This window comes from Nocardia sp. NBC_00881 (assembly GCF_045207455.1).
In the GTDB taxonomy this organism is placed as follows: Bacteria; Actinomycetota; Actinomycetes; order Mycobacteriales; family Mycobacteriaceae; genus Nocardia.
The window spans coordinates 5,942,124-5,968,344 of record NZ_CP108798.1 but is presented as its reverse complement, the minus strand read 5'-3'; the positions used below and the strand labels follow the sequence as shown (position 1 = coordinate 5,968,344).

Below are 26,221 nucleotides of genomic sequence, written 5' to 3'. Positions count from 1 at the left end.
CGCCCGATGACGTACTGACGCCGCGCAGCACAGCGGCGTCGCATCAGGTAGAGGAGGGCGTTTTGATGGATCTGGGGACAATCGAGTGGGGACCGGTCGCAACATGGTCGGCAATGGCGGTGACGATCGTATTCAGCACGCGGACATGGCTTTCGGAGCGGTCGGCGAAGAAGTCCGCCAAGGATGCCGCGCAGCAGGCAGCGCGCTCGACCGAGGCCGCCGAGAGGTCTGCGGAAGCTCAGCAGCAGATCGCCGAGGTAGCGCGCCGCGCCTTCCCTGAACCGAAGGACTTCGACTTCGATATCGAGTACATGCAGCGTGGACAGTTCCGAATCCGCAACATAGGCAAGCGAACTGCGTCGAACATTGAATTCGTCCAACCCGAGCCCATCGAGGGCCTGCCGGATGCGTTGGACCCGTCGCCCCGGTGGGTCAACAACACTGCGGTCACTCTCAAGGTCGGAGAATGGGCAGACTTCCAAGCATCGGCTGTATCACCTGCATTCGGCGCGTGGACAACTGTGTACCCGAAGACGGTGACGATCACCTTCGATGAAGGGCCGACCCCGCTTGTTCTCGAGATGCGGCAAAAGCGCTGACCGTCTCGCCGAGCGAGACTGCGAACTCACATTGCCGAGCGTTGAACTCGCGTTACGCGGTCGTCGGGCCGAACCTCATACTCAGCCGCTCGAAATTCGCGATCACGCGGAACCACATCGGCGAACCCGGTCGCGCCGGCGCTGTGACCGTCGAGCTTCCACGCGGGCACCGTCACCGGCAGACCTTTGCGGAACCGGGCCACTTGTTCCGGCACCGCACGAGTCTGCTCACCGGTATGTCCTCGGCGGCAGCGAACACCAACCGCGGATCCGGGACGGCGTACGCAGCCTCCAACTGCTCGCCCACCCACTGATACAGCCCGGCCGACACCACCGCGCTGCTCGCGAACTTAGGCACGTGGGCACAAGGACGCCAAAGAGACGCTGAACACCTACGCGGACTTGTTCGACGACGACCTCGACAAACTCGCGGACGCCGTAGACCAAGCGTACGGACCGGGCGAGTGTGTCCAATGTGCCCATGATCGAGGAACGGCCGCGCCTACGGCATGAAAAAGCCCCCGACCTGGCGATTCAGGTAAGGGGCTTTGGCGGTGGCGGAGGGATTTGAACCCTCGGAGGGGGGTTACCCCTCACACGCTTTCGAGGCGTGCTCCTTAGGCCGCTCGGACACGCCACCGCCGACAACCATACCGGACCGTCGCCGGATCGTTAAATCGGCTGGAGAGCTGGGCTGGCCGCTCGGTGTGCCGTTCTGGCGGCCGACGGCGGAGCGATCCAAGCCAGGTCGAGACTCGGTGCGGCGCAGGTCTTGGCACCTGGGAAGTCAGCGCTGGGCGCGGAAGAACTCGTCGAGCAGTGCGGCACACTCCGCTTCGAGCACTCCACCGCGGACCTGTGGCCGGTGGTTGAGGCGGCGGTCACGAACTACGTCCCAGAGCGAACCGACAGCGCCGGTTTTCGGCTCCCATGCGCCGAATATCAACCGACCGACCCTGGCGAGCACCAGCGCGCCCGCGCACATGGTGCACGGCTCCAATGTCACGGCGAGGGTCGTTGCGTCCAGCCGCCAGCCGTCGCCGAGAACTTCGGCGGCCCGGCGCAGCGCGAGGATCTCCGCGTGCGCGGTCGGGTCACCGAGTGCTTCGCGCGCATTCGCGGCACGCGCGATTTCCCGTCCTGTCGAATCGAATACGACCGCGCCGACAGGTACGTCACGGTTCCCCGCGGCAGCCGCCGCATCGAGGGCGACACGCACCATGTCGGCGTCCGAGGGGACCGAGGGAACTCCCACGTCAGCGGGGCAGTTTGTCCAGGACCGCGGAGAGTTCGTCGGCGAATCCGAGCCGCTGGGCGATCATGCCGAGCTGCTCGTCCGGATAGAGGTCGGTCTCGGCGAGGATGACGCTCAGCACCGGTTCCGGCAGGCCGAGATCGGCGAGTACACCGAGGTCGCCCTCCTCCCACGGCTCGATGTCGTCGATTTCATCCGGGTCGATGTCGGGAATTTCCACATTCAAGGCATCGAGGACGTCCGCGGCGATGTCGTAATCGATCGCGGCCGTCGCGTCCGATACCAGCATCCGTGTTCCGCTCGGCGCGGGCCGAAGCACGATGAAGAACTCGTCATCGACGTCGAGTAGTCCGAAGACGGCTCCGGAGCTGCGCAAAGCCTTCAGTTCGTTTTCCGCCGTGGACAAATCGGTGAGCGCAGCCCGGGTCAGCGGACTGCATTGCCACTTGCCGTCTTCGCGGACAACCGCCACTGCGAACCCTTCCACGTCGTCGTAATCGTCCGACGTCGCCCTGTTCGTGCCCGAGCGCTGTGCTGCCATGGCCGCAACGGTAGTCGGCTCGAGCTGAAATGTTGAAGTCGTATGCCAATCTGTTCCGGTGACTTCCGCGAAGAAGGCCCCCGTGTGCGTCCTCGGGACGGGTTTGATCGGTGGATCGCTGCTGCGCGCGGCCGTCAGCGCGGGTTACGACGGCTGGGGATACAACCGATCAGCCGCGGGGGCGCGGGCAGCGCGGGCCGACGGTTTCACCGTCACGGAGGACCTGCCCGCCGCGCTACGACGCGCAGCGGACGCCGACGCGCTGATCGTCGTCGCGGTGCCGATGCCCGCGGTGGACCACATACTTTCCTCGGTCGCGACCTTCGCCCCGCGCTGCGCGCTGACCGACGTGGTGAGTGTGAAGACGCCCGTCGCCGCCGCCGTGCACAAACATGAGCTCGGCTCCCGATACGTCGGCGGCCATCCGATGGCGGGCACCGCCGAATCCGGGTGGGCCGCTACCGATCCCGGCCTGTTCCGCGACGCCGTGTGGGCGGTCGGGGTGGACGAGGGAACCCGCGCCGACCCGTGGACCCGGGTGGCTCGGCTCGCACTGGACTGCGGCTCGGTGGTCGTCCCGGTGGTGGCCGAGGAACACGACCGCGCCGTTGCCCGAATCTCCCACCTGCCGCATGTGCTCGCCGAGGCGCTGGCGCTGTCCGGCGCCGCGGGCGGTGATCTCGCGCTGGGGCTCGCCGCCGGGTCATTCCGCGATGGCACCCGCGTCGCGGGCACCGCGCCGGACATGGTCCGCGCGATCTGCGAACCGAATTCCGACGCGCTGCTGGACGTGCTGGAAGAAACCCTCACTGTCCTCGGTGCGGCACGCGACAGCCTGCGCGCGGAGAGGACCCTCGTCGATCTGGTCGAAGCCGGACACGACGCCAGGCAACGCTACGAATCGGCGCGGCGGTGGGAAATCACCGATGTCCGGCCCGGGGATCACAATTGGCTGGAAGACCTGCGCGGGGCCGGACAGCGTGGCGGAGTCATCACCCGGCTGAACTGAACGCGCTCCGCTGCTGTGGACAGCCTCGACCCGCGGCGAGCGGCGGTCGGCGAAAGCCGAAGGTCAGATCCGCTCGGCCAGGCCCGGGTAGTCCAGGAGAAAGCCGTCGGCGTCGACGGTGACGGTCGCGCTCGAGACCGGGGACAGCACGCTGATGCCCTCGGCCGCGCTGCTGTAGATCAGCGTGGCCTCCTGCACGAGCAGGTCGGGCAGACGGACGTAGACCACCGGGACCTGGACGGCCTCCACGGCGTGCTGCAGGTCGTAGCGACGGATCGGCAAAGTGTTGAAGAACGGGCTGAGCACCACGTCCACGTCGAGCGCGCCCGCGAAGGTGGAGCGGACATGGTTGCCGCCCGCGTCGACGAGCCAATAGTTCTCCTCGTCCCTGGCGATCGAGGCTTGCCGCTCGCCTGCGGCCGTCGTGGTGCGCAGCGAGAGCCGCTTCGTCCTGCCGTTCTCGTCGGTGACCAGGTCATAGGAGGCGCTGAACGGGGGATGGTCCGCGCCCGCGCCGCCGATCATGCGCCCGGTGGCACGGATGCGGTTGCCATTGAGCGTCACCCGGACCGACTCCATCCGCGACGCGTCCGGCGCGCGCCAGGTGAGAACCGCCGGCCACCGGGATGCCTGCGGGCTCTCGGTGGGGATCTCGGGGTCGGAGGCTGGGGTCGTCACGTATCTACCGTAAGCGACACCCTGCCGTAACCCGCACAACACCAACGCTCATCACACCAACGACTCGCGCCACGCCGCGTGCAGACCGGCGAATCTGCCGGTACCGACGACCAGCTCGTCCGGCGCACCGTCCTCGACGAGCCGTCCGGAATCGAGCACGAGCACCCGGTCCGCGATCGCCACTGTGGACAGCCGGTGCGCGATGATCACCGCGGTGCGCCCGCGCAGCACGGTCTCCAGCGCATGCTGCACGAGCCGCTCGCTCGGGATGTCCAGGCTCGAGGTGGCCTCGTCCAGCACGATCACGGCGGGATCGGCCAGGAACACCCTGGCGAACGCGACCAGCTGCCGCTGGCCCGCCGAGAGCCTGCCGCCGCGCTTGCGCACGTCGGTGGCGAAGCCCTCGGGCAGGGATCGCACGAAGTCGTACAGACCGACCGCGCGGGCCGCGGCGAACACCTCCGCGTCGGTGGCGGCCGGCCTGCCGAGCCGGATGTTGTCGGCAACCGACCCGGAGAACAAGTAGGACTCCTGGGTGACCATCACGACGTTGCGCCGCAGGTCGGCGTCCGAGAGGTCACGCAGGTCGACGCCGTCCAGGGTGACCGAGCCGCCTGACGGGTCGTAGAACCGCGTCAGCAGCTTGGCCAGTGTCGACTTGCCCGCCCCGGTCGCTCCGACCAGCGCGACCACCTGTCCGGCCGGGATGTCCAAGGTGAACTCCGGCAGAACCGGTCGTTTCCGGCGGCTGTCCCGCTCGCCCTCGGACTGGCCCGAGTCCGCCACCTCGGCGCCAGCCGCGCCGTCCACCTCCCCACCGGGCCTGTCGGGCAGGTCGGCGGGCATGCCCCCGTAGCCGAACCACACCTTGTCCATCCGGACCGCGCCCGAGGCCTTACCCAGGGCTGCCGGCTGCGCCGGCTCCGGCACCGATGGTTCCTCCTCGAGCACACCCGAGATCTTCTCCAGCGCCGCCGCCGCGGACTGGTAGGAGTTGAACACCTGCGCGAGTTCGTCCAGCGGACCGTAGAACTCGTTGAGGTACAGCAGGTAGGCCGCGAGCACCCCGACCGCGAGGTCGCCCTCGATCACCCGCCACGCGCCGACCAGGATGACGATCACCGTCGTCAGGTTGCCGAGCAGCCTGGTAAGGCCCGCGTAATCGCCCATGCCGCGCATGGCCGCGGTGGTCGCCTGGCGGTATTCGCCGTCCTCGACGGCGAGCACCGCCTCGTTGCGCTGCTCGCGCCGGAAGGTCTGCACCGCGCGCATGCCGCCCATCGACTCGACGAACTGCACGACCACCTTGGCGATCGCGCCGCGCGTGCGGCGGTACCCTGCGCGCTGCCTGCGCTGCGCCCAGCGCGTGACCAGCACCAACGGAACGAAACCGGCCAGCACGATCGCGGCGAGAGTCTGATCCAGATAGATCAACAGCACCGCTATGGTCAGCACCGAGAGGATCGCGCTCAGCGCCTGGTTGAGCGCGCCCTCCAGCAGCTCCTGCAGCGTCTCGATGTCGCCGGTGAGCCGGGCGACCACCTTGCCGGAGGTGTACTTCTCGTGGAAGGCGACACTGAGCCGCTGCATGTGCGTGAACGAGCGCACCCGCAGGTCGAACAGCACGCTCTGGCTGAGCCTGCCGGACACCCGCAGGAAGAAGAACGTGGTAAGCACGCCGAGCAGGACCGAGCCGAGGTAACCGGCTACGGTCCAGGTGAGTGGGAGCCAGTTGCCTTCCACGCCCCGCGCGATGCCGGTGTCCAGTCCGTGCGCGACGAACAGCGGCGCCGACACCATCGCCGCGTTGTCGACCACGATGAGCACCAGCGCGAACGCCGCCAGCTTGCGGTAGGGCCGGACCAAGTCGACCAGCAGCCGCCGGGACCGGCCGGCCAGCACCAAATTTCCTGTCTCGGTGACCTCCTTGTCTTCGCTCGCGATGCCGCGCCAGTCGGCCACTTCGTCCCGGGCAACCTGGTCATCTCGAGTCGCCACGTCTTTCGACACGATCGTGTCCGTACTCACTGCTACTCACCTCCCATCAGTTCTCGGTAAATGCCGCTGGCCCGCAGCAGGTGGTCGTGTGGTCCCTCCGCGACGATCCGGCCGTCGGCCAGCACCGCGACCCGGTCGGCCAGCGCCGCTGTGGACGGACGGTGTGCGACGAGCAGCGTCGTCGCATCGGCAAGCACTGTGCGCAGCCGCTCCTGGACCCGCTCCTCGGTCTCCACGTCGAGCGCGGACAGCGGGTCGTCGAGCACCATGATCCGGCCGCGCTTCCCCGCGCCGCTGAGCACCGCGCGCGCCAACGCGAGCCGCTGACGCTGGCCGCCGGACAGGCTCAGACCCTGTTCGCCGATCCTGGTGTCCAGACCCCAGGGCAGGTTGTTCACGAATTCGGTGGCCTGGGCGACGTCCAGCGCGCGGCGCACGTCGGTGTCGGTGGCGTCCGGGTCACCGAGCGCGACGTTTTCCCGCACGCTCGCCGAGAACAGCACCGGGTCCTCGAACGCGACCGACACCATCGAACGCAGGTCGGCCACCCGCATCTCGGCGATGTCGACGCCGTCGACGGTGATGACGCCACCCGTCACGTCGTACAGGCGCGGGATCAGGTTGAGCAGCGCCGTCTTCCCGCTGCCGGTCGCACCGACCAGCACCACCGTTTCGCCGGGCCGCACTGTCAGCGAAACATCCCGCAGCACTCGGGCTTCGACATCAGGAAAAGCGAAACTCACACCTTCCAAGCGCAACTCGCCGACGATCCGCTCCGGCAGGTCCACCGGATCGGTCGGGTCGGTGATGTCGACCCGGGTGTCGATGATCTCCCAGTACCGGTCCGCCGCGGTGCGCGCGTCGTTCAGCTCGGCGAGTAGGAAGCCGGTCCAGATGATCGGCCACTGCAGGAAGGTGGCCAGCGTAATGCCCGCAACCAGGGTGCCGAGCGTCATCGTGCCGTGCACGACCGCGTAGCCGCCGTAGCCGAGCGCGAATGCGATGGCCAGCTGCGGAAGGCTCCGCATAGCCGACCACAGGGTCGCGTCCAGTCGCACCTTCAGCAGCTCCGTCTTCTGCAGCTCGCGCGACTGGGCGGTGAACCGGCCGCCGAAGAACGCGCCGCGGCCGAACGCCTTGAGCACCCGCACGCCTTGCGCCGATTCCTCGGCCGTGGTGGCCAGGTCGCCGGACTGGTCCTGCGAACGCCGTGCGGCCACCGAGTACTGCCGTTCGAAGCGAATGCAGATGTATACCAAGGGGATCGACACGATCGCGAACATCATGCCGATCTGCCAGTTCAGCGCGAACAGCACGAGCAGGCCGGCCGGGATGATCGCGGTGTGGACCAGAAGGAACGGCCCGGCGAACGCGACGAACCGCCGCATGGTCGCCAAGTCGTCCACGGCGCGCGAGAGCAGCTGACCCGACTCCCACGCGTCGTGCCTGCCGATCGCCAGCGACTGCAGCTTGCGAAAGATCTTGGCGCGCATGGCGATCTCGAACTGGGTGGCCGGTTTGGAGACCAGCCAGCGACGTCCCCACACGCCGACCGCCTCCAGCAGGCCGAGTACCAGCACGACGGCCACCGGACCGAGGACTGCTCGGAAATCCCGCTCGGCGATCGGCCCGTCGATGATTCTGGCGATCATCAGCGGAATCACGATGGCCGTGCACGTGGCGAGGAGCGCGAGGCCGCAGGCGGCGAGCAGCGCGGTGCGGTGCGGACGCAGATACGGCCAGAACCGGCGTAGTGAATGCAGGCGGTGCGGTGCGGCAGCGGGCCGCTCCGGTCTGTCGGCCTCCGGTTCGGCCGAAATGTCCAGTGCGGCTGACAAAGCTCCCCCTCGAGTTCCGTGGATCGCGGTGTCGGAAGACGGAACTCTCGATGATGTTTGCATCGAGGTCCGACATTCCAGGGTCGCACCGGGCCCCGGATCGGCCAACCGATTTTCCGGCCGGCCCGATACCGCGTCCACGGTGGACAACACGGTCGGCTCGCATAGGGGAAGGGCATTCATGCACCCAGCCAACAACCTCGAGTAACGTCGAGGTCAAGGGCATAGACTCGGTGCTCATGTTGATCGTCGCCGGACATCTCCGGGTCACCGATCGTGACCGCTACCTCGAGAACTGCCGAGAAGTAGTCGAGTTCGCCCGTGCCACCGAAGGGTGCCTCGACTTCACTCTCGGCGCCGACCTGGTCGAACTCGACCGGGTAAACATCTTCGAACGCTGGGCGACCCGAGCCGCGCTGGAGCGCTTCCGCGGCACAGGAACCTCAGGGGACCTCGATGCCCAGATCGTGGGCGCCGACGTCCGTGAATTCGAGTACGCCACCGACAGTCGGCTCTAGCCGACGGTCACGCTCTCCGAGTCCCACTCCGCCGGCCCGTCCGGGAACGCCTGCTGTTGGTGGCCACCGCGCAGCGTGCCCTCCAGGTACGCCGCGCGACAGGCGCGGCGGGCGATCTTGCCGCTGGACGTGCGTGGAATCGAGCCGGCGGGCACGAGCAGCACGTCGCGTACCGTGACGCCGTGCCGCTGGGAAATGGCGGCACGCACGGTGTCGGCGACCGGCTGGGGTTCCAGCTTGCCCGCGCCGATGTTGCGCTCCGCGACGATCACCAGCTGCTCGGAGGTGTCGTCGGCGTCGAACGTCAAGCATGCGTGACTGTCTTGATCGAAGACCAGCGCGGGCAGCTCGTTGGCGGGCACCGAGAACGCCGCGACGAAGCCCGGACGTAGCGCCGTGCTGGATTCCTGGGCAGAGAACTCGAGGTCCTGCGGGTAGTGATTGCGTCCGTCCACGATCACCAGGTCCTTGACCCGCCCGGTGATGTACAGTTCGCCGTCCAGGTACGCGCCGTAGTCGCCAGTGCGCATCCAGTTGGCGTCCGGCTCGGTGCCTTCGGCATGGCTGCCCTCCGGCAGCCGCGCGGCCAGCTGGGCGCGGAAAGTGGCCTGGCTCTCCTCCGGGCGGCCCCAGTACCCGATGCCCATGTTCTCGCCGTGCAGCCAGATCTCGCCGACCTCGCCGTCGCGCCGCTCGGTGCCATGCTCCGGATCGACGATCACCGCCCACTGTGTCAGCGCGACGTAGCCGCACGACACTTGGGCGATCGCATTGTCCGCGTCCTGCGCGGTCTCGACCATCCGCCCGGCGTTCAACGCGGCGCGATCCACGTGGACGACCTTCGCCTTGTCCTCGGCCCTGGTCGCCGACACGAACAGCGTCGCCTCCGCCATGCCGTAGCAGGGCTTGATCGCCGTCTCCGACAACCCGTACGGCGCGAACGCCTCGTTGAACTTCTTCATCGATGACACCGAGACCGGCTCGCTGCCGTTGATCAAACCGATCACGTTCGACAGATCCAACTCCTCACCCGGCTTCGGCTTGCCCCGCGCGGCGGCATGCTCGAACGCGAAATTCGGTGCGGCGGCAAATGTTCCCGCGCCGTCGGAGGCCGCGGCCAACTCCTTGATCCAGCGGTACGGGCGGCGCACGAACGCACTCGGCGACATGATCGTGATGAAACCGCCGCCGATGGTCGGCAGAATCACACACAGCAGTCCCATGTCGTGGAACAGCGGCAGCCAGGTGACACCGCGCGAATGCTCGGTGACACCGATGGCGTCGATCATCTGCAGCAGGTTCGTGCCAACCGCACGGTGGGTGATCTCCACCCCCGCGGGCGTCCGAGTGGAACCCGAGGTGTACTGCAGGTAGGCGACGCTGTCGATGTTGATGTCGGGAAGCACCCAGAGCGCGCCGACACTGTCCGGGACCGCTTCCACCGCGATGATGCGCGGCCGCTGCAGCGCCGGAAGATGCCGGAAGAGGTTTCGCACCCCGCCCGCCGCGAACCCCACCGTCAGAATCGCCGTGGGCCTGCAGTCGCCGAGCACCGCGTGCAACCGGTCGGTGTGGCCCTGCTCCTCCGGATCGAACAGCGGCACCGCGATATTGCCGGCGTACACCGCGGCGAAGATCGAGACGACGTAGTCGAGCCCCTGCGGAGCGAGGATCGCCACCCGGTCGCCCGGCCGCGTCACCTGCTGCAGCCTGGCCGCCACCGCCCGCAACCGCACACCGAACTGCCGCCAGGTCAGTTCGTAGTACTCACCGTCGCGTTCGCGGGAGTAGTCGATGAAGCGGTAGGCGAGGTCGTCGCCGTTCTCCGCAGTGTGCTTGTCGACGAAGTCGATCAGGGTCTTGTCACCGCGGATCTTGATATTGCCCTGATCGTCCAGATAGTCGTCGAAGTTTTCGTCGATCATCGCCTCATCCTTTTCCAGCGCACCGGCACTCAGGCCGTGCAATGACACCGAACACAGGTCGATAGCGAAGCGTCGGGAAGGCTAGCAGGTGTGCGACCTCCCGGCGCTCAATAGCGGCCGAACGCGAGTGCGACGTTGTGCCCACCGAAGCCGAAGGAGTTCTTCACGGCGTAGTCGATACGCCCGCTCCGGGATCGGCCGCGCACGATGTCCAGATCGATGTCCGGGTCCTGGTTGTCCAGATTCAGCGTGGGCGGCACGATGCCGTCGCGCACGCTGAGCACGGTGATCACCGATTCGAGGGCACCGACGGCGCCGATCGAGTGGCCGAGGGCCGACTTGGGTGCGTAGACCGACGCGTGGTTGCCAACCGCCTCGGCGATCGCGCGCGCCTCGGCGGTGTCGCCGATCGGGGTGGCGGTCGCGTGCGCGTTGATGTGCGTGATGTCGCTCTTGAACAGTCCCGCGGTCTGTAGCGCCCGCGTCATCGCGCGCGCCGCGCCGGTGCCCTCGGGGTCGGGTGCGACCAGGTGGAATCCGTCCGAGGTGATGCCGGCGCCGAGCAGCCGCGCGTGGATGGTGGCGCCGCGCGCTTTGGCATGTTCCTCGGTCTCGACCACCATCATCGCGCCGGCCTCGCCGAACACGAACCCGTCGCGATCGGCGTCGAACGGGCGGGAAGCGCACTTCGGCGCGTCGTTGCGCGTGCTCATGGCGCGCATCATGGTGAACGCCGCGATCGCGAGCGCCTGGATCGAGCCCTCGACTCCGCCGGCGACCACCATGTCGGCGTCACCCATGACGATCATCTTCCAGGCGTTGGCGATCGCCTCCGACCCTGACGAGCAGGCCGAGACCGGCGTCGCCGCACCGGCCCCCGCGCCGAGTTCCAGCGCGACGCACGCGGCGGCGCCGTTGGGCATGACGGCCTGTACGGTGAGCGGCGAAACCTTGCGGTAGCCCCCGTTGCTCAGCTTGTCGCGCGCGTCGATGATCCCCTCGGCGCCGCCGAGTCCGGTGCCGATCGACACCCCGAGGCGGTTCTTGTCCACCTCCGGGCTGCCCGCGTTTCGCCAGACGTCGCGACCGAGCACAGTGGCCATCTGCTCGACATACGCAAGCCGACGCGTCTCGCCGGTGGAGAGGCAGGCCGAGGGCTTGACCTTCAGATGGCCGCCGATCCGCACCGGCAGCTCGAACTGGTCGATGAAGTCGTCGTCCAGGACGTCGATACCGCTCTCGCCGTCGAGCAGGCCCTTCCAGGTGGAGTCCACATCGCCCGCGATGGAGGTGGTCGCCGCGAGCCCGGTGACCACGACCGTAGGAAAGTTCCCATTTCTGGTGGAAGGAATCCGCATTCTCGCTCACTTTCCCTAGCGTCGCTCTGGAAACTTTGTCGAGCAATGGCAATTCGCGATCGCGCGCCACCAGTGGGACAGCCCGCGCGGACGGCACCGAAGCGCAGGCGGGTCAGCCTGCCCGCCTTTCATCAGGGCCGTGCATGTGATCGGCCCTGTGCATTATTGAGAAGAGCACGCCGATCGCAGTGCGTGACACGCGGACGGTACCAGGTGCCGGGTCGTTGGTCGCCTCGTTCGTCTATCGCCTCGGGTAACTCGAGTACCCTGCTCCCGGGCACGGGTCGCGCGTTCGGCGGCGTCTCGTCGTGGATGTTGAGGAAGGGAAGGCCGTTGACGGGCGCGCGGATGGTCGGGCTGTTCGCCGGAATCGGTGGACTCGAACTCGGCCTCGGCAGGCACGGATGGCAGACCGAACTGCTGTGCGAAATCGAGCCCGGCGCCCAAGGTGTGCTAGCGGCCCACTTCCCGGACGTGCCATTGCATTCCGACATCACCCGGCTGCGCGCGATCCCGTCGGGGACCGAACTGGTCGCGGCGGGGTTCCCGTGCCAGGACCTCTCCCAGGCCGGGCGTACCGCGGGCATCACCGGCACCCGGTCCGGCCTGGTCGACGAGGTGTTCCGACTGGTGCGCCGCAAACGCGGGCCACGCTGGCTGCTCATCGAAAACGTCCCATTCATGCTGCAACTCGGCCGCGGTGCGGCGATGCGCCATATCACCGGCGCGCTGGAGGAGCTCGGCTACACCTGGGCCTACCGGGTGGTGGACGCTCGCGCGTTCGGCCTGCCACAGCGCCGTCAGCGGGTGCTGATGCTGGCCTCCCGCACCGAGGACCCGCGTCCGGTGCTGTTCGGTGAAGACGCCGGGCTCCGAATGGTGGGCGACCCCGAGCGCGATCCGTGCGGCTTCTACTGGACCGAAGGGGTCCGCGGGCTGGGCTGGGCGGTGAACGCGGTGCCGACGCTGAAGGGTGGCTCGGCGCTGGGCATCGCCAGCCCGCCCGCGGTGCGACTGCCCTCCGGCGAGATCGTCACGCCGGGCATCGCCGACGCCGAACGCCTCCAGGGCTTCGACGCGGGCTGGACCACGGCCGCGACCGAGGTACCGGGCATTCGCAACGGTCATCGCTGGAAGCTGGTCGGAAACGCGGTGAGCGTACGGATGGCGGCTTGGGTGGGATCCCGGCTGGCCACGCCGCTGGACCCGATCCCAGGCGATCAGCCGCTGCCGACGGGCACACCGTGGCCGACGGGCACACCGTGGCCGGTCGCCGCGTGGGGGCGCGGCGGTGTCGCCCATCGGGTGCCGGTGTCCACCTGGCCGGTGCACGAGCCGTACGAAGACCTGACCCACTTCCTCACCGACGCGCGGTTGCTCTCCGCCCGCGCGACCGCCGGGTTCCTGCGCCGAACCGGTATGGGCAGCCTGCGTTTTCCGCCTGGTTTCCTCGCCGACGTGGAAAGTCACCTCAACCGAATGGGCGGCTGGGCAGCATGAGCGAGCGACCGCGCACGGACGCGGCCACCAGTGCGCGGATGGCACGCCAGCGGCGCACCGGGACCGATCCGGAACTCGCGCTGCGCCGAGAGCTGCACCGGCGGGGGATGCGCTATTTCGTCGATCGGGCGCCGATCAGCGGGCAGCGCCGCCGCGCCGACCTGGTCTTTCCGCGACGGCGCGTCGCGGTCTATGTGGACGGCTGTTTCTGGCACCGCTGCCCAGAGCACGCGACCGATCCGAAGAACAATGCCGAATGGTGGGCCGCCAAACTAGCGGGCAATGTGGCCAGGGATCGCGCCACCGACGCGGCTCTGATCGCCGCTGGCTGGCGTGTGGTCCGCGTATGGGAACACGAGGACGCGGTCGCGGCTGCCGACCGCGTCCAGGCGGCACTGCAGCCGCCGGGCTAACGGTGCCGCACCCGCACGAGTGAGCGCGGGGCATGGGCAGCCAGATAACCGGACACCACCATCACCGCCATCACCGCGATTCCGGCGGTGGCTGTCGCGAAGCCGAGCATGGGGACCTCCTCGAATTTCACCTGTTCCTACAGAGTGCTCGGCGAGCCTGGTAAGACCCTGTGGGCCGGGTGACAATGACGTGTGATCAGGCGATCCGCCGGGCCGCGCGGGCGAGCAGGACAATGGGGAGGTGACTGGTAGCCCGAAAGTCGCCGAGCGACGCGTGCGACTGGCGTCGGCGATAATCGCGTCGGCGATCGCGATCGCGGGGCTCTGCTATTCGTCCTGGGTGCTCGAGTTCGTGCTGAACATCGGCATCGACCCGGTCAACTCCTTCCTCAGCGAGCTCGACGCGGAAGGCAAACCGTACCGGCAGGTATTCGCTGTCGCCGACACGATAGTGGGAGCGGTGCTGATGCCCGCGGTGGTCGCTGGGCTGCTGCTGTTCCCGCGCCGCGGGTTCACCACGGCGGGCTGGATGGCGTTGTTCTGCTTCGGCGCGGCGACCATCGCCGATGTGCTGCTGCCACTGCACGACTGCGCTCCCGACGACAGCACGTGCGGCGGACCGAGCGCGCTGTTTCCCCAATTGCATCAGCCGCACGCGCTGTCGAGCACGCTGGCGGTGACTTCGATCGCGGTCGCCGCATTCGCGTTCAGCCTGGCCGCGCTCCGATACCACCGATGGCGGATCCTGCGCGAATTCGGTCTGGCCGTGCTGGTGGTCGGGTCGGCGGCGACGATATGGATGCTGGTCGCGGACAATCTGACCGGGAATTACGCCCTCGGGATCGCTCAGCGCATCCAGGTGGGGGCGATGTCGCTGTGGCTGCTCACGTTGGCCGCCGCCGTGATCCTGGAGGGGAGGGACTGGACCGACCCGACCTGATCGCCTACTACCCGACCTGCAGCCGAACAGTGTGGCGTTCGGTGCGCGCGGGCAGTTTCGCGGTGTCGACGAGCAGAATCTCGCCGGTGTCCTGCACGCCGCCCGGCAGCGTCTTCGGCTTCAGCCCGAACGGCGGCTGCTCGCCCGTGCTCGCGGCCAGACCGAAATCGCTGTCGTTGGCGATGTAGAGCGTCTTACCGCCGTCCAGGGTGGCGACGCCCTCGATCTTGTCGTGGCCGAAGAACGTTCCGGCCGGATTCAGCGTTCTGACCAGCGCGCCGAGATCGAGGTTCGTGGATTTGACGGCCGGGGTGATGCCCGCCTTGCTCAGCGCCGCGACGCCGTCGGCCGTCGGGACCGTGCCGACCAACGTCTCCACCGGCTTGCCGTCGACCTGGAGGCCGCGCTCCCGGTCGTACTGCGCGCCGGCGACCTTCGAGTCCGGGCCGATATCCGTGGCGGCAGAGATGTCTACGGTCCACAGCTTCTTGTCCGCCTTCGGCGCCGGACTGCCATCCCGTTCATCGACAAGGAAGGTGGTGGCGCTCAGAGCGGTGATCTCCGAGTCGGCGACCTTCGTGCTTTTCGGGTTCTCCAGGGGGAGCGCGATCTCCTTGACCGCTTTGGTCTTCAGATCCACGGTGACGATGCGGGTCATGGGCACGTCCTTGGCCGGTCCCGCCAGACCCGGGGTGTTCAGGCCGCTCTGCATCAGGCCGACAAGGGTAGCCCCGTCCGGCGTGATGGTCAGACCCTCCATGCCCTGGTTCGGTGTGCGCAGCGAAAGTTCCTTCGGCAGACCGCGTCCGGGGACGAGTCGTTCGAGCTCGATACCCTTGGCGTCGAAATGCACCAGAAACGGCCCGTATTCGTCGGACACCCAGAAAGTGCCATCCGGCAGCGCGACGAGGCCCTCCGGGTCGAGACCGTGATCGGTGGGTGGCAACACGTTTCCGGCCAGGTCCTCGATGGTCTCCCCGGTACTCGCGGAGACGTCCACCTGTCCGTTGAACGGAACGCCTGCGGTGGTACGCAACTCGATGGCCGCGCGCAGCACGGCGCGGTTGCCGACCAGCTGGAAACGGCCGATCTTCGGCACGAAGGTCGGGGTCGGCGCGATCTTCTCGTTCTTACCCGGCCCGTCCACGTTCGGACCGCGGTCGGTGAGCCCGTAGAACTCGTCCGTGCTGCCGGGCACCGGCGTCCATGCCGACCCGAAACCGCTGCCCTGCAGAGTAGTTCCACCGAGCTCGCCGAGGGGTGGAAGGTCGGTGGTGTACAACCGCACCGCGTCGGTGGTGGTCACCTCGATGCTGTCCGCACCTGTGTAGCCCGCGTTCGGCGTATAGACCAGCGCGCCGTCGGTGCGGCGGCTCAGCGTGCCATGAGCTGGGTCGGCGGTCGCGACCGCCGCGCTACCTCCGGTGTTCGCCAGCAGGTCGTCCAGGGAGATCACCAGCGGCTGGTCCTTGGCCACGGTGAAGTCGGTGGCCGGGTCCGCGGACGAGCAGCCCGCGGCCAACACGCCGACGCACAAGACGGCCATGGCGGCAATTCGCCGACGAGAATGAGCTTTCACCATCACTGCCTATCGCGTTGATCCGAAAATGGTCGAGACCCGAGTGAAGGTTCGGCGTACTCCAGCGCGTCGATGGCCCGTGCCATGCTGTGGCCATGAGCGATCGTGTGAACATCTCCTCGGGTTCGGAGTTCGAAGATATCGTCGGCTACTCGCGCGCGGTGCGGCTCGGCAATGTCATCGCGGTCAGCGGGACCACGGCCTCGGAGCCCGGCGGCACGGCCGTCGGCGGCGGCGACATCGGCGAGCAGACCAGGGAAACCCTGCGGCGCATCGGCTCCGCGCTGAACGAAGCAGGCGCGAGCCTGGCCGACGTGGTGCGCACCCGAATTTTCGTCACCGACATCGCACGCTGGCCGGAGGTCGCCAAGGCGCACGCCGAGGTGTTCGGCGAGATCCGGCCCGCGGCGGCCATGTACGAGATCAAGGCCTTGATCACCCCGGCTCTACTGGTGGAGATCGAAGCCGACGCGATCGTCGCCGACTGAGCCGAGTCGCTGACGACGGGTCCTGCCGGACCGCGCTTGCGTCGCCCGATGAACCATCGGCCGATCAGAACACCGGCGGCCGTTACGGCGAAGACCGGTCCGACCTGGTTCCGGCCCGTCTTCTGCGGCGAACCGGGTTTCGATCGCTAGGGTCGGAGCCGTGACCAGCACCGCTTCGCAGACACCCGTGCCGCTCGACACGGTCGCCGCGGCGACCGACCGGCTGCTCGACACCATCCGTGGCCTCAGCGATCAGGCCGTTGCCGAGCCCTCGCTGCTGCCCGGCTGGACTCGAGGCCATGTGCTCGCCCATCTGGCTCGCAACGCCGACAGCGTGGTGAACCTGCTGCTGTGGGCGCACACCGGCGTCGAAATCCCGCAGTACGCCAGTACTTTCCTCCGCGACAGTGACATAGAAGCCGGCGCGCCCCGTCCGCTGGCCGAGCAGCTCGCCGACAACGAGGCCGCCGCGAACCGCTGGCTCAGCCTGGCGCGCACCCTCACCGACGACGCCTGGCAGGCGGAGGTCCGCACTCGCCAGGGCCGCCCGGTTCCGGCGACCGAGGTGCGCTGGATGCGCCTGCAGGAGGTCGAGATCCACCATGTCGACCTGGACGCGGGCTACCGTCCGTCCGACTGGCCCGCCGCCTTCGTCACCCGCATCCTCCCCCAGGCAACCGCCGACCTGAACCGCCTCACCGCCGACACCTCGCTCGAGCCGTTCGCCGTCCAGGCCACCGATACCGATTTCACCGCCACCATCGGCACCAGCCCGGCCACCCACACCATCTCCGGCCCCGGCGCCTCCCTGGTCGCCTGGCTGCTCGGCCGCAGTGAGGGCACCGACCTGACCGGAACCTTGCCGACCCTCCCTGCCTGGAGGTGAGCCCCCGGACCCATCCCAACCGTGGGCCCAGGTTGCCGACGCTGACAACCTGGCTGACTCAGGGTTTTGTCGGCGTCGGCAAAATGGTGCGTCGCGCCGAACCGTGGGCACGGGGGCTACGGGTACCCCATCGCGCGCGGGACGTCACACCCACGTTGCGCGTTTCGACTCCAACATCCGTTCGACTTCGCTGACGCGCCGGTCGAGCCGTGAGGAGTTCACGCGGGCTGCGGCGCGGCGGGCACGCTCGGTGTTGGCTCGTGCGGCGTCGAGATCCCCGCTGCGGGCGTAGGCTTCGGCGAGCCAGGTCCGATACAGCGCCACTTCCCGGGCATGGCCGGTCGGGTAGTTCTGGATGGCGCGTGACAGCAGGGGCGCGGCTCGTGGTGCGTCGCTGAGTTCCACGAAGCACCGCCCAGCCATCACGTCGATTTCGGTGCGGTTGACCCAGTACACCCACTCCGGTTCATCAATGCCCGGCGACCGGGACTCGTAGGTGTCGTCGACGGCGTCCAGTGCACGACGTGTCGCGTCATGATCTCTTGCCCGTGCGTTCGCCCAGGCGACTCGTTCGAGCAGGAGGGTACGCACGATGGGGGTTGCGTTGGTTGCGCCAGCCACCGCGGTCCGGGCGAGTAGTGCGGCATCGGCAGGGTTACCGACATTCGCGATCTGGTAGGAGAGTGACGACAGCAGTTGCCCGGCGAGTGCGCGGTACCCTGCAGCGGTGGCGGCCGATACTCCGTCGAGGTAGATCCGTTGTGCGTCGAGGTAGCGGCCGGCGTCGGAGGCGACCCACCCAGCCAGTTGCGAGAGCTCCCCGATGGCGGTCAGCAGGCGTTGCCCGACTCGCTCGGTGTAGCTGGCTTCCAGAACGACGGCCTGTGCATCGATCAGTTCCTTGTGAACCACTGGGTGAAGGTCGCGTCCACCGATCGAATCGTCGAGGTGGCGTAGCTCGATCACGCGCTGCTCCAGAGCTCCGGCCAAATCGGCTCCGACTCTGCGTCCGGCAGCGGAATGTGTGACTGCCACTGAATCGGAGACCAGCCACTCGTGAGCGATGCGGACCGGGTCATCGGGGGGCGCGATGAGTGCGTAGACGGAGATGTTCAGCGCTTCGGAGTAGGCGGTGATGTGCTCGGGTCGGACCTGCCGTTGTCCCGTCTCGAGTGAGCCGAGCATCGACTTGCTGAAGTGGGTGCGGGCGGCGAGGGCGGCCAGGCTGACACCAGCGGACTCGCGAGCAGCGCGCAATCGGGTGCCGAGCGCCGTCGTATCGCCCGACTCGGGACGCTCCCCGGTATTGCCCATGCAGGTCATCGTATGCGTGGTTGTGGACGACTGTGGACGCGAATCCGTATCGGATGTGTTCGGAGAGCGGGACTCTCGATATAGCACTCGGCGCCGGGACGACGCCGCCCCCGAATCGGCCTTCCTCGGCGCCGAGTGCCCCAACCGACACCACAAGCGCCCGGGGGTATAGACAAGATGCCCATCGCTCTACTGATCGCCTTCACGGTGGCCGCTCTCATCTACGGCACGATCTGCTTCTTCGATCGCCCCGTGAGGAGCACTGAGACGTGCCATCCCGCGCCTGATATCCCGTACACGCCTGAGGATGCACATCTGGTGTGGCAGGCGCGTATCGGATGCGACACCGAAACATGCGCCGACAAGGCCGCCGCGCTCGACGTCCTCATCGAAGCGAAGGTCGTGAAGCCATGGCGGGCAGTCCGGTGATCACCCTCGCCGACGCCGAACAGTGGCGTCACTTCCACCAGAAATGCTGGCAGGACGGCATATTCCGTTCGCTGGAGCAGGCCGAGTTCGTCGTCAACGTCCATGGCGGACATGGTCCTACCTGCCTGCAATACCTCTCTGCGAGCGCGTACATCCTCGGTACCGGGGATGGGGCCGACCATGACTCGTGACAACGAGCCGATCGGCATTCGGCAGAGCTACATCGACGGCAGCCTGTCGATCATCGGCGCCGACGGCTGGCCCTACAGCCCGGAGGAAACCGCGGAGCTGTTCAGGGAAGCCAAATACGGCAACACTCTGGAGCTGCTCGAGCGGGTGCGTGACGGCCTGCGCGTGCTGGCGAGGCAAGCCGATGGCGCTCAGTAGATCGCAGGCGATGATCCTCGGCGCTCTGGCCCATGGCGAACCACTAACGACGCAGGAACTGAGCATCCGGACGGGTCTCGCGCCGACGGCCGCACGGGCCGCCGCTGCATCCCTTGCTCACGACGGGTGGGCATGGGGCACCGACCGGGTTCCTACCTACTGGCGGATCACGGACAGCGGCCGTCGTCTTGTCACGACACGCCCTTATCGCGAGTACCGGACCGCCAATGCCTGACCGTGAGGTCGGAGCCCTGCGAGACTGCCTGTGCAGGCCGAACCGTGACGAGGAGGCAGACGATATGGGCGAGATCCGCAATATGACGAAGGCCGAACTGAAGCAGCAGGAGCGCGACCAGCACGAACCAGCGTTCTTGAAATGGTTGGAGGGCCAGCCCGCAGCCCTAGAGCGGTTCCTCACCGAAGTCGCTCCCGACGTCGGCGCGCTGCCAGAACCCTATAGCCGCGAAGGGTTGCGGCTGGCCGTAGTAGCGGCTCGCGCGACATTCGACAACAGCGAGTCGGCATTCGCTCCCGAAAACGCTGAAGTGGCCGGACTTTTCGTGCGGCATTTCGGTGAGGTCTACATCCGCAGCTTCGAGGGCCACTGGGTGAACATTCCCGATAATGCCTCGCGCCCCGTCGAGTTCCTACCGTTGGTCAGCACCCCTTCGGGCGGCATCTGTATAGACCCGGAGGGGCAATTCGCCAAATCGTGGGTTAAACAGACCAGCAAAAGCGCGCCAGTCCACCCCGACGGATTACCAGTGTGGGTGTTCGACAACTGGCACAGGAATTACGAGAAATGGGTAACGGCAGGGCGACCCGACCGCGAAGAGTGGGATCGAATCGTCCGCGCTGACCTTTTGAAAAGGGCAAGTGAATTATAGTGAATACCGGGGGACATGAGCGCCAACACTCCAGATGATCTGACACCCGCCCAGCGTCAGCAGTACATCAATAACTACATCACCGGGAAGCTAGCCCGTGGCGAGATCCCGAGGTCACCCGCCGAATGGCTGCGCGCGAACGAGTTCTGGCAGAAGGCGGACATCCAGGGGAAGGCATTCGAAAAAGGGCTGGATGTCCTCCTCCATCTGCCGGAGCAGGGATACGAGGCCCACAAACAGTTCAAGGACAAGTCGACCGGGAAGTCGATCTTCGTAGATAGACACCTGCCAGAGGACAAGGCCAAAGACGATATTGCGGTCAGCCTTGAAGCAAAGACCGGCACGTCCAACAAGGACCGCCTGATAGATCAGCTCATAGGCTACCGTGCCCGACTCGAAGCTGGTGACAAAGTTTTGCTGTACATCCCGAAAGACAGGGTGGCTGATCAGCCCAAAGCGGCGCGGCAGCTGATCGAGCTGATGAAGCGTGACTTCCCCGAAAAATTCATTCTGCGCACCCCAAGCCCGAAGGCCACTCAGCGGATACTGGACGCCGGAATGAAAGTTGTCCAGCGGGAAGCGCAGCAGAAGCTGGAACAGAATCTTGCTAGGCTCCCAGCAGAACGAGACCCGATCATCTCCGTCAAAGACTTCGCGAAGTCCATCACCAAGGACATCCGCGAGGGTCGCGAAGTTTCTTTGGCGGAGCTGCGCGCGGCACACGAGATGCTGAACGATATTGCTGGCCAGCAGCGCCAAGAAGATCTTGACACAGCAGCGAAGAACGCCAAGGAACTCGGTAAAGGATTCCGAGACACCCACTCACTTGAGCAGCATCAGTTCGAGTTGGCGAAGGAAAAGAACTCTTCCCGAATGGTGTATGTCGACGCCGTGACTGTCGAGCTCCACAAGCGGCAGCGTGAGGAAATCGAGCGGGACGTCAAGGCGGTCAATCAGCAGGCGGCGGAGGCGCTGGCGCAGGGCAAACCGATCGACCACGAAGCACTCGCCAAGGCACACCTCACTCTCGGCAACGCGTTGGATGGGGTGACCCGAGAAGAGGACCGTTGGCTCGAGGGGCAGGCCGCAGACCTCGATAAGCAAGCGCAGCAAGCATTCCTCTCACACATGGTTGAGACACGTGAGGATCGCGACCGGGAACTTCACGCGCGGATCGCGCTCATCGGTCAGGAGGCCGACCGGATCAAGGCCGAGCGGGAAGCCAGCGCGAAGGCGGTCGCGGAGAGAGCAGCGCACGCCCAGGCGATGGAAGCGCGCTGGAAGGAGTTGCGGGACCTCGGCGTGTCGGAGCAGGTGATCAAGATTTCGGGTTTGGGCCAGGTGCCGTTGACACCCGCGCAGGAAGCCCAGCTGCGGGCGTCGCGCGAGGCGCGGGATAGTCACGCACCGGAGGTTCAACGCGGGGGCCGCGCCGCCGAGCGGGACGGGCGAGAGCGTGGGGGGCAGGGGCGAGACAGGTGGTGAATACCATCTGACGGATCGCATCAAGGTCGGCGCTGGGCTACAGCCCGTGGGACGACTACTGCACCCGCGAGTTCGGAACCTGGGCAAAAGCCGCTGAATGGCCCGTGCAGCGCCGAACACGCACCACCGAAGGGGGTGGGTACCCCGAAACCCCGGGATGCGGTGCGCGCCTATACCAATCGCGAGCATGTGAGTGGTCCGGCGCCAGGGCGGTTGTTAGAGCCGTTCGTGGATGTAGCGGCGTCGACCGGGTGCCGACCAAATGAGGTTCTGGGGCTTCGCTGGGGCGATGTCGACCTGTTGGGCGACCCGCCGACCGCCACGTTCGTGGGCACGCTTATCGACCACGGGAAGGTCGAGGATGAGCCGTTGCATTGGCAGGACGAGCGCAAGGGCGGCGCACCCGACCATACGGTGGTGCTGTCTGCGCTGGCCGTCGAGGCGCTGACGGTGCTACTCGGTGAGGCGGGGGTGGATGTCGAGACGTTGGCGACGCTCGCGGATAAGCCGGTGTTCGCCAACCGGGACGGCGGGTGGATGAGTCTTGCCAACCTACGTCGCGCACTGCGTGCCGCAACTTCCGGCCGACCTGAAGTGGGTCACTCCCTATTCGTTGCGGCGCACCGTGGCGACCGTGGTCCGTGACGACCTCGGCGTCGAGCAGGCACAGGCGCAGTTGTCACACGCGCAGCTGGCCACCACCGAGCAGCACTACGTGCAGCGACGTACCCATGGGCCCGATGTGCGTGCGGTGTTGGACCGATACAGGCAGGCCGGGGAAAGTACGGACTCGAAAGTAAGGGAAAAGTAAGGGATTTCGCCGATTGCTTTGATAAACGAAAATGCCTCTGACCTTACATTGCAGGTCAGAGGCTTTTCTTTGTGCGCCCGGAGAGACTCGAACTCCCAACCTTCTGATCCGTAGTCAGATGCTCTATCCGTTGAGCTACGGGCGCATGCATTTATTCAGTTGTACCCGGTTTCCCGGGTGTGGCGGAGGCGAGAGGATTTGAACCTCCGGTCCCCGTGAAGGGACAACTCATTAGCAGTGAGTCCCATTCGGCCGCTCTGGCACGCCTCCTGGAGCCTTCTCTTCGAGGGCACCGGTCCTTTCGAACCGCCGAGCAGCAAGGTTACAGGAGCCACCCTCCAGATCACAAAACGGCTGGTCAGCGTAGGTTGCTGTCGAACCAGTCGAAGATCCTGGTCTGCGAAGCGACGGCATTGATGTCGTCGTCGGCCTCCGGGCTGTCGACGCGGTGATGCAGACCCGGGTAGCTGACGACGAGGCTGGCGACGGCAGCCCGGGCGGTCGCGTCGCGCAGCTGGTCGACCTGGGCGGGCGGGGTGGCCGGGTCGTCGGCGCCGAACAGGCCGAGCCACGGCGCCTGCAGGTTGGGGGCCGCGCGAACCAAGGCGTCGGCCTGGTCGGTGAGCGGCTCCACAATGCCGGGCGCCGCGACGCTCACCGCCGCCCCGATCGGACGGTTGGTGGCGACCAGGAAGGCGGCGGTTCCCGCGGAGTCGAAGCCGAGCACACCGATGGTGTCGGGAAACACTCCTCGCCGAGTGAGCCAGTCGAAGCAGGCGTCGAAGTCGTCGAACAGCTGGTGTCCGAAGACCGCGCCCCCCAATTCACCGTCCACCCGGTGGAAGAGGTTGGGTGCGATGACCGTCCAACCCTCACTGGCCAGCGCGTTCATCAGGTCGCGCACGGCGCCGGTGACCTCACGGGACTCGTGCAGCAGCACGATCCCGCCGCGGGCGTTGCCCTCTGGCTCCGCCACGGTGATGGGCACCTGCGCATGGGCAGTTGACCGCTCGTCTTCCACATCGCCGCCCCGCAGCGGGGCCAAATCGTCGTAGGTGCCCGACATGAAACCAGCGTAGGGCGAGTTCCCGATATTCGGTAGAATTTGCATGTCAGTGGCTATCGCCCAGAGAATTTCCGGTGCACCCGATCGGACTTTCCGGCGCGCGGACTAGGGTCGGACTGTGACACCGCAGATCCGGCCGGACCTCGATTCGATCCCGGCGTACATCCCTGGCCGCAGCCGTCCCGGCGCGGTCAAGCTGGCCAGCAACGAGACCACCGTCGGTCCGCTGCCCGCCGCCGCCAAGGCGATCGCCGAGGCGGCCGAGCTGGCCAACCGGTATCCGGACAATCAGGTCACCGAACTGCGCACGGCGTTGGCCGACTTCCTCGGTGTGGGATTCGCCAATGTCGCGGTCGGCTGCGGCAGTGTGGCGCTGTGTCAAGAGTTGGTGCAGATCACCTGCGCCGCACCCACCGACGAGGTGCTGTTTGCTTGGCGCTCGTTCGAGGCATACCCGATCGTGACCAAGGTAGGCAACGCCACCGCGGTGCAGGTGCCGCTCACCGCCGACCTGGTGCACGATCTGGAGGCACTGGCCGCGGCAGTGACCGAGCGGACCAAGCTGATCTTCGTCTGCAACCCGAACAACCCGACCGGCACCGCCGTCGGGAAGGCGACGCTGATCCGGTTCCTGGACGCGGTTCCGCCGCACGTGCTCGTCGTGCTGGACGAGGCCTACTACGAGTACCTGCGACTGGACCCCGAGGACCGCCCGGACGGCGTCGAGCTCGGCAGGACCCGGCCCAATGTGGTTGTGCTGCGCACCTTTTCCAAGGCTTACGGGCTGGCCGGGCTGCGGGTCGGCTACGCGGTAGGCGATCCCGCGGTGATCACGGCGCTGCTGAAGGTGCATATCCCGTTCAGCGTGAACCAGGTAGCCCAGGCGGCGGCGATCGCGTCGCTGGAGGCACGGCACGAATTGCTGGACCGCACCGACCTTCTCGTCACCGAGCGCGAGCGGGTACGCGACGTACTGGTGGCCGCGGGCTACCGGGTGCCGCCGAGCGAGGCGAACTTCGTCTGGCTGCCGCTGGGCGAGCTCAGCGCGGAGTACGGCGAAGCAGGCGCGGAGGCGGGAGTGCTGGTGCGGCCGTACGGCACCGACGGCGTGCGGGTCACCATCGGCGACCCGCACGAGAACGAGCTGTTCCTCGGCTTCGCCACCGATCCCGCGGTGCTCACGCGGTTCCTGGGTTAGCGGACGCCGAGCGCGCCCGCGATGGTCGGCCAAGACAGGGCGAGCTCGTCTTCCCAGTATGGCCAGGAGTGTGTTCCGGTCGCCCTGAAATGCGCGGTCACCGGAATGCCGAGACTGCGAAGCCGCTCGGCGAGCCTGCGGGTACAGGCGTTGGTCGCGGCCTCCAGCGGCCCGCCGAAGCCGATGGCACTGACCACGTCCAGGTCCGGGGTGCCAGGCACATCGTGCACGCCGGGCACACCGCTGCCGACCGATAGGTAGATCGTCTTGCCGCGCAACGCGTCCGCGTGCAGCGTGACGTCGTGGGCCAGCCAGTCCGGGTCGTCCGGCTTGCCGAACATGTTGTCCGGCTCACCCTGGTAGGTGGCCACCACGGCACGCGCCTGCGCCTGGCCGATGTCGGTGCCCGTCGAGAAGCAGCCGCTGTGCGCCCCGATCGCGGTGTAGAGCGTCGGATGCCGGAACGAGAGCATCATCGCGGCCTCGGCGCCCATCGAGACGCCCATGACCGCGTTGCGCCCGTTGCCGTTGAACTTCGCGTCGATCAGTGGGGGCAGCTCCTTGGTCAGGAACGTCTCCCACATGTTTGTGCCGAGCACCGGGTCGGGGCGCTGCCAGTCGGCGTAGAAGCTGGCCGGACCGCCGACGGTGAGCACGACGTTGACGTCTTTGTCCGCGTAGAACCGGTCGGCGTGGCCGAGCCGGGTCCAGTTGTTGCTACTGCCGTCCGCACTGCGACCGTCGAGCATGTACACCGTCGGACGCGGGTGCGACTGATCGCTGGGCAGCAGCACCTGCACCTCGACTTCACGGCTCATCGCGGGCGAGGCGACGAAGACCCGCAGCCACCGATCGTTGATCGGCTCGATCCGCTTGATCACCGGCGTCGAGGGCTGCTTCGTGGTCGGCTCGGCCGGACCGGGGCCGTCCGAGGATCCCGTGCTCACCGGCGGAGGGGCCGGGGGGACGGCCACCGCTTGGGGAGCACCGAACACCACCGCACCGGAAACGAGTGCGGCGCCTGTCAGGGCGCTGGAAACCCAACGCCGCATCCCGCATCGAGCCAGCATGGGGACCATCCTGCCAGAGACGTCGGTGGTGGGTCGTAGACCGTCGCCA

27 protein-coding genes, 3 tRNA genes and 1 pseudogene are annotated in these 26,221 nt (G+C 67.1%); 15 read left to right on the top strand and 16 right to left on the bottom strand.

All coding sequences use genetic code 11. The features are described 5' to 3' along the window. The first annotated feature begins 65 nt into the window (after nt 1-65). A complete protein-coding gene (locus OH799_RS25590; RefSeq protein WP_406268920.1) occupies nt 66-599 on the top strand; it encodes a hypothetical protein in 534 nt (177 codons plus the stop codon). A 172-nt stretch (nt 600-771) separates the two neighbouring features. On the opposite strand, the gene OH799_RS25585 is transcribed toward OH799_RS25590, so the two are convergent. From OH799_RS25585 to OH799_RS25570, 4 genes are all read right to left on the bottom strand, one after another. Then, nucleotides 772-957: a hypothetical protein gene (locus OH799_RS25585; protein WP_406268917.1), complete on the bottom strand. Its 186-nt coding sequence runs from the start codon at nt 955-957 to the stop codon at nt 772-774. 191 nt (nt 958-1,148) lie between these two features. Next, nucleotides 1,149-1,239: transfer RNA gene (locus tag OH799_RS25580), tRNA-Ser, on the bottom strand. Nucleotides 1,240-1,386: 147 nt separating this feature from the next. Then, complete coding sequence (locus OH799_RS25575; RefSeq protein WP_406282545.1) at nt 1,387-1,821, bottom strand: nucleoside deaminase; 435 nt, start codon at nt 1,819-1,821, stop codon at nt 1,387-1,389. Between the two features lie 34 nt (nt 1,822-1,855). Next, entirely contained in the window at nt 1,856-2,395 is a 540-nt protein-coding gene (locus OH799_RS25570; protein ID WP_406268915.1) for a tRNA adenosine deaminase-associated protein, read from the bottom strand. Between the two features lie 58 nt (nt 2,396-2,453). Here OH799_RS25570 and OH799_RS25565 point away from each other — a divergent pair, with 58 nt between their 5' ends. After that, entirely contained in the window at nt 2,454-3,404 is a 951-nt protein-coding gene (locus OH799_RS25565) for a prephenate dehydrogenase (protein WP_406268911.1), read from the top strand. A 63-nt stretch (nt 3,405-3,467) separates the two neighbouring features. Here OH799_RS25565 and OH799_RS25560 read toward each other — a convergent pair whose 3' ends face one another. Genes OH799_RS25560 through OH799_RS25550 form a run of 3 tightly spaced genes read right to left on the bottom strand, consistent with a single transcriptional unit; the run spans nt 3,468 to nt 7,918 of the window. Then, nucleotides 3,468-4,082 carry a putative glycolipid-binding domain-containing protein gene (locus OH799_RS25560; protein ID WP_406268908.1) on the bottom strand — a complete coding sequence of 205 codons (615 nt, stop codon included), beginning with the start codon at nt 4,080-4,082 and terminating at the stop codon, nt 3,468-3,470. Nucleotides 4,083-4,133: 51 nt separating this feature from the next. Continuing rightward, entirely contained in the window at nt 4,134-6,110 is a 1,977-nt protein-coding gene (locus OH799_RS25555; RefSeq protein WP_406268905.1) for an ABC transporter ATP-binding protein, read from the bottom strand. A 2-nt stretch (nt 6,111-6,112) separates the two neighbouring features. Beyond that, nucleotides 6,113-7,918 (bottom strand): ABC transporter ATP-binding protein, encoded by a 1,806-nt coding sequence (locus OH799_RS25550; RefSeq protein WP_406268902.1) that lies wholly within the window; start codon nt 7,916-7,918, stop codon nt 6,113-6,115. 239 nt (nt 7,919-8,157) lie between these two features. Here OH799_RS25550 and OH799_RS25545 point away from each other — a divergent pair, with 239 nt between their 5' ends. Beyond that, nucleotides 8,158-8,436, top strand: coding sequence for a putative quinol monooxygenase (locus OH799_RS25545; RefSeq protein WP_406268899.1), 279 nt, complete (start codon nt 8,158-8,160; stop codon nt 8,434-8,436). On the opposite strand, the gene fadD32 is transcribed toward OH799_RS25545, so the two are convergent. Continuing rightward, on the bottom strand, nt 8,433-10,361 hold the full coding sequence (gene fadD32, locus OH799_RS25540; protein ID WP_406268896.1) for a long-chain-fatty-acid--AMP ligase FadD32: 1,929 nt from the start codon (nt 10,359-10,361) through the stop codon (nt 8,433-8,435). The genes OH799_RS25545 and fadD32 overlap by 4 nt on opposite strands. Nucleotides 10,362-10,468: 107 nt before the next feature. Continuing rightward, a complete protein-coding gene (locus OH799_RS25535) occupies nt 10,469-11,719 on the bottom strand; it encodes a KasA/KasB family beta-ketoacyl-ACP synthase (protein WP_406268893.1) in 1,251 nt (416 codons plus the stop codon). Nucleotides 11,720-12,067: 348 nt separating this feature from the next. On the opposite strand from OH799_RS25535, the gene OH799_RS25530 reads away from it, so the two are divergent. Then, nucleotides 12,068-13,219 carry a DNA cytosine methyltransferase gene (locus OH799_RS25530; RefSeq protein WP_406282542.1) on the top strand — a complete coding sequence of 384 codons (1,152 nt, stop codon included), beginning with the start codon at nt 12,068-12,070 and terminating at the stop codon, nt 13,217-13,219. Next, a complete protein-coding gene (locus OH799_RS25525; RefSeq protein WP_406268890.1) occupies nt 13,216-13,632 on the top strand; it encodes a very short patch repair endonuclease in 417 nt (138 codons plus the stop codon). Before OH799_RS25530 ends, OH799_RS25525 begins: the two co-directional genes overlap by 4 nt. On the opposite strand, the gene OH799_RS25520 is transcribed toward OH799_RS25525, so the two are convergent. Further along, the gene (locus OH799_RS25520) at nt 13,629-13,763 is read right to left on the bottom strand and encodes a hypothetical protein (protein ID WP_406268887.1); all 135 of its coding nucleotides are present in this window, start codon (nt 13,761-13,763) and stop codon (nt 13,629-13,631) included. The two genes, OH799_RS25525 and OH799_RS25520, sit on opposite strands and share 4 nt — an antisense overlap. 110 nt (nt 13,764-13,873) lie before the next feature. On the opposite strand from OH799_RS25520, the gene OH799_RS25515 reads away from it, so the two are divergent. After that, the gene (locus OH799_RS25515; protein WP_406268884.1) at nt 13,874-14,572 is read left to right on the top strand and encodes a DUF998 domain-containing protein; all 699 of its coding nucleotides are present in this window, start codon (nt 13,874-13,876) and stop codon (nt 14,570-14,572) included. A gap of 7 nt (nt 14,573-14,579) precedes the next feature. On the opposite strand, the gene OH799_RS25510 is transcribed toward OH799_RS25515, so the two are convergent. Continuing rightward, entirely contained in the window at nt 14,580-16,118 is a 1,539-nt protein-coding gene (locus OH799_RS25510; RefSeq protein WP_406268882.1) for an esterase-like activity of phytase family protein, read from the bottom strand. 128 nt (nt 16,119-16,246) lie between these two features. Between OH799_RS25510 and OH799_RS25505 the strand changes: the two genes are divergently transcribed. Both OH799_RS25505 and OH799_RS25500 read left to right on the top strand, forming a co-directional pair. Beyond that, nucleotides 16,247-16,639, top strand: a complete 393-nt coding sequence (locus OH799_RS25505; protein WP_406268879.1) for a RidA family protein — start codon at nt 16,247-16,249, stop codon at nt 16,637-16,639. Nucleotides 16,640-16,799: 160 nt separating this feature from the next. Beyond that, entirely contained in the window at nt 16,800-17,525 is a 726-nt protein-coding gene (locus OH799_RS25500) for a maleylpyruvate isomerase family mycothiol-dependent enzyme (protein ID WP_406268877.1), read from the top strand. 144 nt (nt 17,526-17,669) lie between these two features. Here OH799_RS25500 and OH799_RS25495 read toward each other — a convergent pair whose 3' ends face one another. Continuing rightward, entirely contained in the window at nt 17,670-18,839 is a 1,170-nt protein-coding gene (locus OH799_RS25495; protein ID WP_406268874.1) for a helix-turn-helix domain-containing protein, read from the bottom strand. Between the two features lie 177 nt (nt 18,840-19,016). Between OH799_RS25495 and OH799_RS25490 the strand changes: the two genes are divergently transcribed. From OH799_RS25490 to xerC, 6 genes and pseudogenes are all read left to right on the top strand, one after another. After that, entirely contained in the window at nt 19,017-19,268 is a 252-nt protein-coding gene (locus OH799_RS25490; RefSeq protein ID WP_406268871.1) for a hypothetical protein, read from the top strand. Next, nucleotides 19,250-19,459, top strand: coding sequence for a hypothetical protein (locus tag OH799_RS25485; protein ID WP_406268868.1), 210 nt, complete (start codon nt 19,250-19,252; stop codon nt 19,457-19,459). Before OH799_RS25490 ends, OH799_RS25485 begins: the two co-directional genes overlap by 19 nt. Beyond that, complete coding sequence (locus OH799_RS25480) at nt 19,449-19,655, top strand: hypothetical protein (protein WP_406268865.1); 207 nt, start codon at nt 19,449-19,451, stop codon at nt 19,653-19,655. Before OH799_RS25485 ends, OH799_RS25480 begins: the two co-directional genes overlap by 11 nt. Nucleotides 19,656-19,954: 299 nt before the next feature. Continuing rightward, nucleotides 19,955-20,542, top strand: a complete 588-nt coding sequence (locus OH799_RS25475) for a hypothetical protein (protein ID WP_406268863.1) — start codon at nt 19,955-19,957, stop codon at nt 20,540-20,542. Between the two features lie 15 nt (nt 20,543-20,557). After that, nucleotides 20,558-22,027 (top strand): hypothetical protein, encoded by a 1,470-nt coding sequence (locus OH799_RS25470; protein ID WP_406268860.1) that lies wholly within the window; start codon nt 20,558-20,560, stop codon nt 22,025-22,027. A gap of 132 nt (nt 22,028-22,159) precedes the next feature. Continuing rightward, nucleotides 22,160-22,838 (top strand): annotated as a pseudogene (xerC, locus tag OH799_RS25465) (tyrosine recombinase XerC); the annotation flags it as partial. Between the two features lie 72 nt (nt 22,839-22,910). Here the strand turns inward: xerC and OH799_RS25460 are convergent. The 3 genes from OH799_RS25460 to OH799_RS25450 form a co-directional block, all read right to left on the bottom strand. Then, nucleotides 22,911-22,983, bottom strand: a tRNA-Arg gene (locus tag OH799_RS25460). A gap of 35 nt (nt 22,984-23,018) precedes the next feature. Further along, nucleotides 23,019-23,108: transfer RNA gene (locus OH799_RS25455), tRNA-Ser, on the bottom strand. A gap of 88 nt (nt 23,109-23,196) precedes the next feature. After that, nucleotides 23,197-23,904 carry a dienelactone hydrolase family protein gene (locus OH799_RS25450; protein ID WP_406268858.1) on the bottom strand — a complete coding sequence of 236 codons (708 nt, stop codon included), beginning with the start codon at nt 23,902-23,904 and terminating at the stop codon, nt 23,197-23,199. Between the two features lie 118 nt (nt 23,905-24,022). Between OH799_RS25450 and hisC the strand changes: the two genes are divergently transcribed. Then, entirely contained in the window at nt 24,023-25,102 is a 1,080-nt protein-coding gene (gene hisC, locus OH799_RS25445; RefSeq protein ID WP_406268855.1) for a histidinol-phosphate transaminase, read from the top strand. On the opposite strand, the gene OH799_RS25440 is transcribed toward hisC, so the two are convergent. After that, nucleotides 25,099-26,154, bottom strand: a complete 1,056-nt coding sequence (locus OH799_RS25440) for an alpha/beta hydrolase (RefSeq protein ID WP_406282539.1) — start codon at nt 26,152-26,154, stop codon at nt 25,099-25,101. The two genes, hisC and OH799_RS25440, sit on opposite strands and share 4 nt — an antisense overlap. Nucleotides 26,155-26,221: the final 67 nt, after the last annotated feature.

Bases quoted from the DNA above. Each gene is read 5' to 3' on its own strand.
- fadD32 (WP_406268896.1), bottom strand. From the start codon at position 10,361: ATGATCGACGAAAACTTCGACGACTATCTGGACGATCAGGGCAATATC.
- OH799_RS25495 (WP_406268874.1), bottom strand. From the start codon at position 18,839: ATGGGCAATACCGGGGAGCGTCCCGAGTCGGGCGATACGACGGCGCTC.
- OH799_RS25530 (WP_406282542.1), top strand. From the start codon at position 12,068: ATGGTCGGGCTGTTCGCCGGAATCGGTGGACTCGAACTCGGCCTCGGC.
- OH799_RS25475 (WP_406268863.1), top strand. From the start codon at position 19,955: ATGGGCGAGATCCGCAATATGACGAAGGCCGAACTGAAGCAGCAGGAG.
- OH799_RS25590 (WP_406268920.1), top strand. From the start codon at position 66: ATGGATCTGGGGACAATCGAGTGGGGACCGGTCGCAACATGGTCGGCA.
- OH799_RS25470 (WP_406268860.1), top strand. From the start codon at position 20,558: ATGAGCGCCAACACTCCAGATGATCTGACACCCGCCCAGCGTCAGCAG.
- OH799_RS25545 (WP_406268899.1), top strand. From the start codon at position 8,158: ATGTTGATCGTCGCCGGACATCTCCGGGTCACCGATCGTGACCGCTAC.
- OH799_RS25485 (WP_406268868.1), top strand. From the start codon at position 19,250: ATGGCGGGCAGTCCGGTGATCACCCTCGCCGACGCCGAACAGTGGCGT.
- OH799_RS25440 (WP_406282539.1), bottom strand. From the start codon at position 26,154: ATGCGGCGTTGGGTTTCCAGCGCCCTGACAGGCGCCGCACTCGTTTCC.
- OH799_RS25510 (WP_406268882.1), bottom strand. From the start codon at position 16,118: ATGGCCGTCTTGTGCGTCGGCGTGTTGGCCGCGGGCTGCTCGTCCGCG.
- OH799_RS25535 (WP_406268893.1), bottom strand. From the start codon at position 11,719: ATGCGGATTCCTTCCACCAGAAATGGGAACTTTCCTACGGTCGTGGTC.
- OH799_RS25450 (WP_406268858.1), bottom strand. From the start codon at position 23,904: ATGTCGGGCACCTACGACGATTTGGCCCCGCTGCGGGGCGGCGATGTG.
- OH799_RS25505 (WP_406268879.1), top strand. From the start codon at position 16,247: ATGAGCGATCGTGTGAACATCTCCTCGGGTTCGGAGTTCGAAGATATC.
- OH799_RS25490 (WP_406268871.1), top strand. From the start codon at position 19,017: ATGCCCATCGCTCTACTGATCGCCTTCACGGTGGCCGCTCTCATCTAC.
- OH799_RS25480 (WP_406268865.1), top strand. From the start codon at position 19,449: ATGACTCGTGACAACGAGCCGATCGGCATTCGGCAGAGCTACATCGAC.
- OH799_RS25525 (WP_406268890.1), top strand. From the start codon at position 13,216: ATGAGCGAGCGACCGCGCACGGACGCGGCCACCAGTGCGCGGATGGCA.
- OH799_RS25575 (WP_406282545.1), bottom strand. From the start codon at position 1,821: ATGGTGCGTGTCGCCCTCGATGCGGCGGCTGCCGCGGGGAACCGTGAC.
- OH799_RS25570 (WP_406268915.1), bottom strand. From the start codon at position 2,395: ATGGCAGCACAGCGCTCGGGCACGAACAGGGCGACGTCGGACGATTAC.